At 60.2% G+C, this 7,689-nt stretch carries 9 protein-coding genes; 7 read left to right on the forward strand and 2 right to left on the reverse strand.

The genetic code is table 11. The features are described 5' to 3' along the window. Positions 1-585 (reverse strand): DUF1294 domain-containing protein (locus ABYA88_RS14275; RefSeq protein ID WP_373188063.1); only part of this gene is annotated, 585 nt, incomplete at its 3' end. A gap of 140 nt (positions 586-725) precedes the next feature. Here ABYA88_RS14275 and dksA point away from each other — a divergent pair. The 3 genes from dksA (at position 726) to ABYA88_RS14290 (ending at position 1,878) form a co-directional block, all read left to right on the forward strand. Continuing rightward, complete coding sequence (dksA, locus tag ABYA88_RS14280; RefSeq protein WP_373188070.1) at positions 726-1,130, forward strand: RNA polymerase-binding protein DksA; 405 nt, start codon at positions 726-728, stop codon at positions 1,128-1,130. A 28-nt stretch (positions 1,131-1,158) separates the two neighbouring features. After that, positions 1,159-1,584: a hypothetical protein gene (locus tag ABYA88_RS14285; RefSeq protein ID WP_373188064.1), complete on the forward strand. Its 426-nt coding sequence runs from the start codon at positions 1,159-1,161 to the stop codon at positions 1,582-1,584. A gap of 102 nt (positions 1,585-1,686) precedes the next feature. Continuing rightward, complete coding sequence (locus ABYA88_RS14290) at positions 1,687-1,878, forward strand: PA3496 family putative envelope integrity protein (RefSeq protein WP_373188065.1); 192 nt, start codon at positions 1,687-1,689, stop codon at positions 1,876-1,878. A gap of 10 nt (positions 1,879-1,888) precedes the next feature. Here the strand turns inward: ABYA88_RS14290 and ABYA88_RS14295 are convergent, their stop codons facing one another. Further along, a complete protein-coding gene (locus tag ABYA88_RS14295; RefSeq protein ID WP_373188071.1) occupies positions 1,889-2,809 on the reverse strand; it encodes a LysR family transcriptional regulator in 921 nt (306 codons plus the stop codon). 155 nt (positions 2,810-2,964) lie between these two features. Here ABYA88_RS14295 and ABYA88_RS14300 point away from each other — a divergent pair, with 155 nt between their 5' ends. The 4 genes from ABYA88_RS14300 (at position 2,965) to ABYA88_RS14315 (ending at position 7,664) form a co-directional block, all read left to right on the forward strand. Then, complete coding sequence (locus ABYA88_RS14300) at positions 2,965-4,380, forward strand: acetyl-CoA carboxylase biotin carboxylase subunit (RefSeq protein WP_373188066.1); 1,416 nt, start codon at positions 2,965-2,967, stop codon at positions 4,378-4,380. A gap of 86 nt (positions 4,381-4,466) precedes the next feature. Then, positions 4,467-6,287, forward strand: a complete 1,821-nt coding sequence (oadA, locus tag ABYA88_RS14305; RefSeq protein ID WP_373188067.1) for a sodium-extruding oxaloacetate decarboxylase subunit alpha — start codon at positions 4,467-4,469, stop codon at positions 6,285-6,287. Between the two features lie 132 nt (positions 6,288-6,419). Next, positions 6,420-7,352, forward strand: a complete 933-nt coding sequence (locus tag ABYA88_RS14310; protein WP_373188068.1) for a sodium-dependent bicarbonate transport family permease — start codon at positions 6,420-6,422, stop codon at positions 7,350-7,352. Between the two features lie 9 nt (positions 7,353-7,361). Further along, positions 7,362-7,664, forward strand: a complete 303-nt coding sequence (locus ABYA88_RS14315; RefSeq protein ID WP_373188069.1) for a P-II family nitrogen regulator — start codon at positions 7,362-7,364, stop codon at positions 7,662-7,664. Positions 7,665-7,689 lie beyond the last annotated feature (25 nt).

The following is a 7,689-nucleotide window of genomic DNA, read 5'->3' on the forward strand; positions in this document are numbered from 1 at the left end:
CCATTGCTGGGCAATCAGTGCGCCAGGCCAGCCGCCGAGTAGTTCCGACAGGTGCAGCAGGTTTTCGGGGGTGCGTTGCTCCAATTCCTGCGCCCTGCGTTTGTCGGAGCGGTACATGAAGAAGCTGAGCAGGCTGACTCCGAAGTATGCCGCCAATGGTGCTATCCAGCCTTGCTGCCGGTAGAGCATCAGCGAACCCAGTAACGGCAGAATGCAGAGCAGGCCCCAGATTGCCAGCTTGAACGGCAGATTCTGTATTCCTCTGTTACGCGGAAGGCTGTTGTTGCGAGGATTTTTAGCGGTGGACGGGGCAGAAGTCTTGCGCTTGCCCGGATCGTTTTGCCGGGGTTTACGACGGATTGATGCACGATCAATGCTCAGTCCCTCGCCGCGCATATGGGTAGCGCGCAAGCGACCCTTGTCATCCTCGTCCGCGAGATACAGAACAGCGTCGCCCTGCTTGGGCCGCGCGTCTCCGCGCATGATCGAGATATGCGCAAAAACCGTCTCGCCACCGCCCTCTGGCTCGATAAAGCCAAAGCCCTTGCTGTCATTCCAGCTCTGCAGCGTGCCCCGTTGTTCCATCAACTCGTCCTCGTCGGTTTTATCTACTATCGCAGCCTATTGTGTCCTGCTCCCGCTGCCGGGGGAACTTCTACCTCCCAATCCGGCTCTGAATTAGGCCACAGAACAAATACAGGCCGACCATTATGAAAACAACCCGATTGACCAAGGAAGAGCTTCTCGCTCAGCCCAGCGATAAATATATGAGCGAGGCCCAGCAGGAATTCTTCAGACACATGCTTCTCACCGAACGCGAGGAATTGCGAGAGCGAATCGACCGGGACTTTCAGGGTTTGCGTGACTACGAGACGCCTTCAGATCCGGCCGATGTGGGCAGCGCCGAAGAACAGCGCCAATCCCAGCTGAACATCCTCGAACGCGAAAAAAGACTGCTCGACAAGATCGACCAGGCTCTTGATCGCATTGCCCGGGGAGAATATGGCTGGTGCGCCGAAACCGGCGAGCCGATCGGACTACGCCGCCTGTTGCTGAGGCCGACAGCCTCGCTGAGCATCGAAGCCAAGGAACGTCAGGAGCAGCTCGAACGCCATGTACGCGAAGCATGAAAACTGCAGCGGCCAGGAGCGCCTCATCTTGAACGCGGAGCAACTGGACACAGCTGACCGTCTGGTGGCCGCGCTGAGCAGGGCGTTGAATACCGCCAGGCCGGAAATTGTCGGGCTGGGGTCGTTCGTGCCGATGGCTGAAGGTTATCTCGAGCCGTCGCGAATACATGTGGTGTGGATATTCGACCAGCGTGAAAACCTTGCCGCCGCGCTGGAAAATGGCGGCGGCAGATTGCTGTATCAGCTAACGGCCACCGCACTGCGCGAAGCGCGGATGCAGGTGGATGGCATAGATGTGAACGTGCACTTCGATACTGAAGAGGAGTGCCGCCATGAGAGCCATGGCAACTGGGAGTCGCGGCTGTCGCTGATGCATTATCCTGCGCGCCAGCTTGAGTGCGGGGCGGCGGATGACAAACCGCACCCCATGGTAACGCGAGTTTCCCTGTCCTGAACCGGGCTGGCACCCAGCGTCAAGGATCTTTCACTTCGCTGTCATCCCCCGGTCATCAGCTGCGCGCACGTTGGTCTGGTATCCATTTAGCGGAGAACCACCATGGCCTTTGATTCGGATTTTGAGGATGGCAACGGCTCGGTGCGCAAGCAGCGCCGGCAGAACGAAGACCGCAAGCGCATGGCGTATCGACGGGCGATCGAAGAATATCGGGAGAGTCAGGCCCTGCATGCCCAGGTCTGCGACTTCCCGGAGATTGCCGAAGCGCGGCGACCAGGCATCTGGATGCACTGATCTTTTGCGGTCAGCTGCTGAAGCGCTCGGCCAGAGCGCGGACCTGGGCACGTTCGGTACGCAGGTATTCCAGGAATGCCTGGGCCACAGGGCTGAGACGCTTGCCTCTCGCGTGCACGGCGCACCAACTGCGGAACAAGGGCAGCTCGGTAAAGTCCAGCCTGACCAGCTCGCCGCTGCGCAAAAACGCAGACGCCGCATGGGCTGAAACCATGGCTATGCCCAGATCGGCAATCGCTCCCTGAATCAGGCTTTCGCTTGAACCGAGCTGCATCGGCCGCTGCAGATGCACTCGCTTTTCCTGCAGGAATTCGTCGCTGGCCTTGCGTGTCCCCGACCCGGGCTCGCGCTGCAGCACGGTCACGCTTTCCAGCTCTGCCAGTGACAGAGCGGGACGCCCAGCGAGCGGATGATCCGGGTTCGCCACGGCGATGATGGGGTTATTCAGGAACGGGAAAAACTCCAGCGCCCGATCCTCCGGCACTAGCCCCATCAGTACCACGTCATCCAGGTTATCGCGCAGGCGCTGGATGACCTGACCGCGCGTAGCGATCTCCAGCCTGAACGACACGTTCGGATAGCGCTCACGAAACGCGGCGAGCAGATGGGGGGTCAGGTACTGGATGCTACTGACCACCGCCAGACGCAACTCGCCCTGCAAGCTGCCCTGCAAGGTCGAAAGGCTCATGTCCAGGCTTTCCAGGCGATCAAAGATATCATCACTTGCCGCCAGCAGACTGGTGGCCGCCTCGGTCAGATAGAGCTTGCGGCCGACATACTCGAACAACGGCTGTTCTACCTGCTCCTCCAGCTGGCGGATCTGCTGGCTTACCGCAGACTGCGTCAGCGCCATTTCTTCCGCTGCGCGGCTGAAAGAGTGATGACCGCACACTGCGCGGAACACCTGCAACTGCCGCAGCGTCATCCGCAAAAGAGTTTTACGCACCCTGGTCTACCCTTGTATTGCACCTGTTCAGCATATGTATAAGCAATTGCTAATAGATAATCCAATTATTATTCATTTCTCTTACGAGAGAGGCTGGCGTAGTTTGTGTGCATCCGGTCACCACCAGGAGGAAGCAGGACGTGATCAAGAAAATACTCATAGCCAACCGTGGCGAGATTGCCGTTCGTATCGTGCGCGCCTGCGCCGAAATGGGCATCCGCTCGGTGGCGATCTATTCCGAGGCGGATCGTTTCGCGCTCCACGTCAAACGCGCAGACGAAGCCTACAACCTGGGTAGTGATCCCCTTTCCGGTTATCTAAACGCCCGGCAACTGGTCAATCTGGCGGTGGAAACCGGTTGTGATGCACTGCATCCCGGTTACGGCTTTCTGTCGGAAAATGCCGAACTGGCAGAGATCTGCAGCGCCCGGGGAATCAAGTTCATCGGCCCCTCGGCCGAAGTCATTCGCCGTATGGGCGACAAGACCGAGGCCCGGCGCAGCATGACAAAGGCCGGCGTACCGGTGACGCCCGGTACCGAGGGCAATCTGGCAGACCTGCCGGAGGCACTGAAGGAAGCCTCGCGCGTAGGATACCCAGTCATGCTCAAGGCCACCTCCGGCGGTGGCGGCCGCGGTATACGCCGCTGCAACAGTCAGGCAGAGCTTGAGCAGGCCTGGCCGCGGGTAATTTCCGAGGCGACCAAGGCCTTCGGCTCCGCCGATGTGTTCCTGGAAAAGTGCATCGTCAATCCCAAGCATATCGAAGCGCAGATCCTTGCCGACAGCCACGGCAATACCGTGCACCTGTTCGAGCGCGACTGCTCGATCCAGCGGCGCAACCAGAAGCTGATCGAGATCGCGCCCAGTCCGCAACTGACCCCTGAGCAGCGCGCCTATATCGGCGACCTGGCGGTCAAGGCAGCCCAGGCAGTGGGCTATGAGAATGCCGGCACCGTGGAGTTCCTGCTCGCCGAGGGCGAGGTGTACTTCATGGAGATGAATACCCGGGTGCAGGTGGAGCACACGATCACCGAGCAGATCACCGGTATTGATATCGTCCGTGAGCAGATCCGCATCGCTTCCGGATTGCCCCTCTCGGTCAAGCAGGAAGATATCCAGCATCGCGGTTTTGCCATTCAGTTCCGCATCAACGCGGAAGATCCGAAGAACGATTTTCTGCCCTCTTTCGGCAAGATCACCCGTTACTACGCGCCGGGCGGTCCCGGCGTGCGTGTGGATACCGCGATCTATACCGGTTACAGCATTCCGCCGTATTACGACTCCATGTGCCTGAAACTGATTGTCTGGGCCCTGACCTGGGAAGAGGCACTGGATCGCGGTTTGCGCGCGCTGGATGACATGCGTCTGCAGGGCGTGAAGACCACCGCAGCGTATTACGCGGAGATTCTGGGCAACGAGGAATTTCGCAGCGGCGTATTCGACACCAGTTTCGTCGAGAGCCATCCGGAACTGACCCGCTACTCGGTCAAACGCAAACCCGAAGAACTGGCGCTGGCGATCGCCACAGCAATTGCCGCGCACGCCGGACTCTAAACACCGCGGCAAGCGTCAGGCCGCATAGAACTATCGATCCGCTGGCAGCTTGGCACCTGAAGCTTGCAGCTAACGAGGAACAGACAATGAGCACCACCCGCAAGATTACCGTTACCGACACCATCCTGCGCGATGCCCACCAGTCGCTGCTGGCCACCCGCATGCGCACCGAAGATATGCTGCCGATCTGCGACAAGCTCGATCAGGTCGGTTACTGGTCGCTGGAAGTATGGGGCGGCGCGACTTTCGATGCCTGCGTGCGCTTTCTCAAGGAAGACCCCTGGGAGCGCCTGCGCCAGCTGCGTGAAGCGCTGCCCAATACCCGATTGCAGATGCTGCTGCGCGGACAGAACCTGCTCGGTTACCGCCACTACAGCGACGATGTAGTGAAGGCCTTCGTCGCCAAAACTGCCGAGAACGGCATCGATGTATACCGCATCTTCGACGCGATGAACGATGTGCGCAACCTGGAAACGTCAATCAAGGCAGTCAAGGATGCCGGCAAGCACGCCCAGGGTACCCTCGCCTACACCACCAGCCCGGTGCACAGCGTAAAGGGCTATGTGGCGCAGGCCAAGGCCATGGCCGCGATGGGTATCGACTCTATCGCGATCAAGGATATGGCCGGCTTGCTCACGCCGTTCGCCACCGCCGAACTGGTTACCGCACTCAAGGCCGAGCTCAGCCTGCCGGTATTCATCCACTCTCACGATACCGCGGGCATGGCTGCCATGTGCCAGATCAAGGCGATCGAAGCCGGCGCTGACCATATCGACACCGCGATATCCAGCATGGCCTGGGGCACCAGCCATCCGGGCACCGAGTCCATGGTTGCGGCGCTGAAAGGCACGCCCTATGACACCGGGCTGGACCTGGCGCTACTGCAGGAAATCGGTATGTACTTCCATGCCGTGCGCAAGAAGTACCACCAGTTCGAGAGCGAGTTTACCGGCGTGGATACGCGGGTGCAGGTCAACCAGGTGCCCGGCGGGATGATGTCCAACCTGGCCAACCAGCTTAAGGAACAGAATGCACTGAACCGCATCCAGGAAGTCTTTGAGGAAATTCCGCGGGTACGCGCCGACCTCGGCTTCCCGCCTCTGGTCACACCGACCTCGCAGATTGTCGGCACCCAGGCGGTATTCAATGTGCTGGCCGGCGAGCGCTACAAGACCATTACCAATGAAGTGAAGCTGTACCTTCAAGGCCGCTACGGTCAGGCGCCCGGTCAGGTGGATGAGGACCTGCAGCGCCGTGCAATTGGCAACGAGCAGGTGATCGATGTGCGCCCGGCGGACCTGATCAAGCCGGAAATGGACAAGCTGCGTGCTGAGGTCGGCACGCTAGCGCAAAGCGAAGAAGACGTGCTGACCTATGCCATGTTCCCGGACATGGGCCGCAAGTTTCTGGAGGAGCGCGCTGCCGGTACGCTCAAGCCGGAAGAACTCCTGCCTGTTGCGGGGGCCACGGGCACACCCGGCAAGCCCATGGTGGAAGACGGTGCACCCACCGAGTTCATCATCGATGTGCATGGCGAAAGCTACCGCGTGGATATCACCGGCGTCAGCGTCAAGGGCGACGGCAAGCGCCACTTCTACCTGAGCCTGGACGGCATGCCCGAAGAAGCCGTGTTCGAACCCTTGAACACTTTCGCCGGTACTGGCGGAGGCAATCAACGCAAACAGGCCAACCAGCCAGGCCACGTGACCACCAGCATGCCTGGTAACGTAGTGGATGTACTGGTCAAGGTAGGCGACACGGTCAAGGCCGGGCAGGCTGTACTGGTCAGCGAAGCGATGAAGATGGAGAGCGAGATTCAGGCAGCCGTGGGCGGCACCGTCAAGGCGGTCAACGTTGCCAAGGGCGACCGGGTCAACCCGGGCGAAATACTGATCGAAATAGAATAACGGTGGCGGCGCACCACAAACCGCAAGCCGCAATAATGGCCCGAGTCGTTGACGAGCGTTTCAGCTCCGGGACGCTCTGGGTCGCTTGCAGCTTGAAGCTTGGGGTATGCAACTGCCTTCCAGGAGGAAAGCATGGGGTTTGATCCGGTAGTAATGTTCTTCGTCTTCGGCCTGATCGCCGGTCTGGTGAAAAGCGAGCTCAAGTTGCCACCCGGGCTTTACGACACGCTGTCGATCCTCCTGCTGTTGGCCATCGGTCTGCATGGCGGGGTGGAACTGGCCGCGCAGGCCAGTCCGGCATTGCTGGGGCAGACCCTCGCGGTACTGGCGCTGGGTATCGCACTGCCGCTAGCGGCCTTTCCGCTGTTGCGCATGCTGCGCTTTCCGCGCGTGGATGCAGCCAGTATTGCTGCCCACTATGGCTCGGTAAGTGCCGGTACCTTCGCTGTGGTTATCGCCTATCTGATGGCCCGCGATATCGTGTTCGAGAGCTACATGCCGCTGTTCGTAGCGGTACTCGAGGTCCCGGCAATCATCGTCGGCATTCTGCTGGCCAAGGGCGTACGCCGCGATACCGACTGGAAGGCACTCAGTCATGAGGTGTTCCTCGGCAAGAGCATCATGCTGCTGCTTGGCGGCCTGATCATCGGTGTGCTCGCCGGCAAGGAAGCCATAGCGCCGCTGGAACCGTTGTATACCAGCATGTTCAAACCGGTACTGGCGTTCTTTCTGCTGGAAATGGGCCTGATCGCTTCACGGCATCTGGGCAGCCTGCGTACCTCGGGGCCGCGCCTGGTGGTGTTCGCCCTGGCCTTCCCGCTGTTTGGAGCGCTGATCGGCGCATTGCTCGGCGACTTGCTGGGCCTGTCGGTGGGAGGTATTACCGTCCTTGCCACGCTGGCTGCCAGTGGCTCGTACATCGCGGTGCCCGCCGCGATGCGCCTGGCCTTGCCCGAGGCAAATCCGGCACTGTCGCTTACCGCATCGTTGGGTATCACCTTCCCCTTCAATATACTGGTCGGCATACCCCTTTACCTGTCGCTGGCCGAATGGCTGGCCGCCTGAGGAGCACCCATGAGCATGTCAACCCGCACTCTGCTCACACTGGTCTGCGAAGCAGCCCTCGAAGCCCGGATTCTCAAGGATCTGGAACGTCTCGGCGCTCCCGGCTGGACCCTTTCCGATGCGCGCGGCAGCGGTACCCGAGGGGTACGCAGTGCCGGCTGGGATAACGATGGCAACATTCGCCTCGAGGTGATCTGCGGGCGCGAGCGGGCAGAACGGATCGTTCATCACCTGCAGGAGCGCTACTACGACAACTATGCAATGATCTGCCATCTGTCGGAGGTCGAGGTCCTGCGACCGCAGAAGTTCTGATATTCACCGTTTCGGGGTATACTGC

The organism is Halopseudomonas sp., from assembly GCF_041579695.1.
GTDB lineage: Bacteria > Pseudomonadota > Gammaproteobacteria > Pseudomonadales > Pseudomonadaceae > Halopseudomonas.

What these genes read in the sequence shown, in the direction of transcription:
- ABYA88_RS14290 (WP_373188065.1), top strand. Translation starts at nt 1,687, where the DNA reads ATGGCCTTTGATTCGGATTTTGAGGATGGCAACGGCTCGGTGCGCAAG.
- oadA (WP_373188067.1), top strand. Translation starts at nt 4,467, where the DNA reads ATGAGCACCACCCGCAAGATTACCGTTACCGACACCATCCTGCGCGAT.
- ABYA88_RS14310 (WP_373188068.1), top strand. Translation starts at nt 6,420, where the DNA reads ATGGGGTTTGATCCGGTAGTAATGTTCTTCGTCTTCGGCCTGATCGCC.
- ABYA88_RS14315 (WP_373188069.1), top strand. Translation starts at nt 7,362, where the DNA reads ATGAGCATGTCAACCCGCACTCTGCTCACACTGGTCTGCGAAGCAGCC.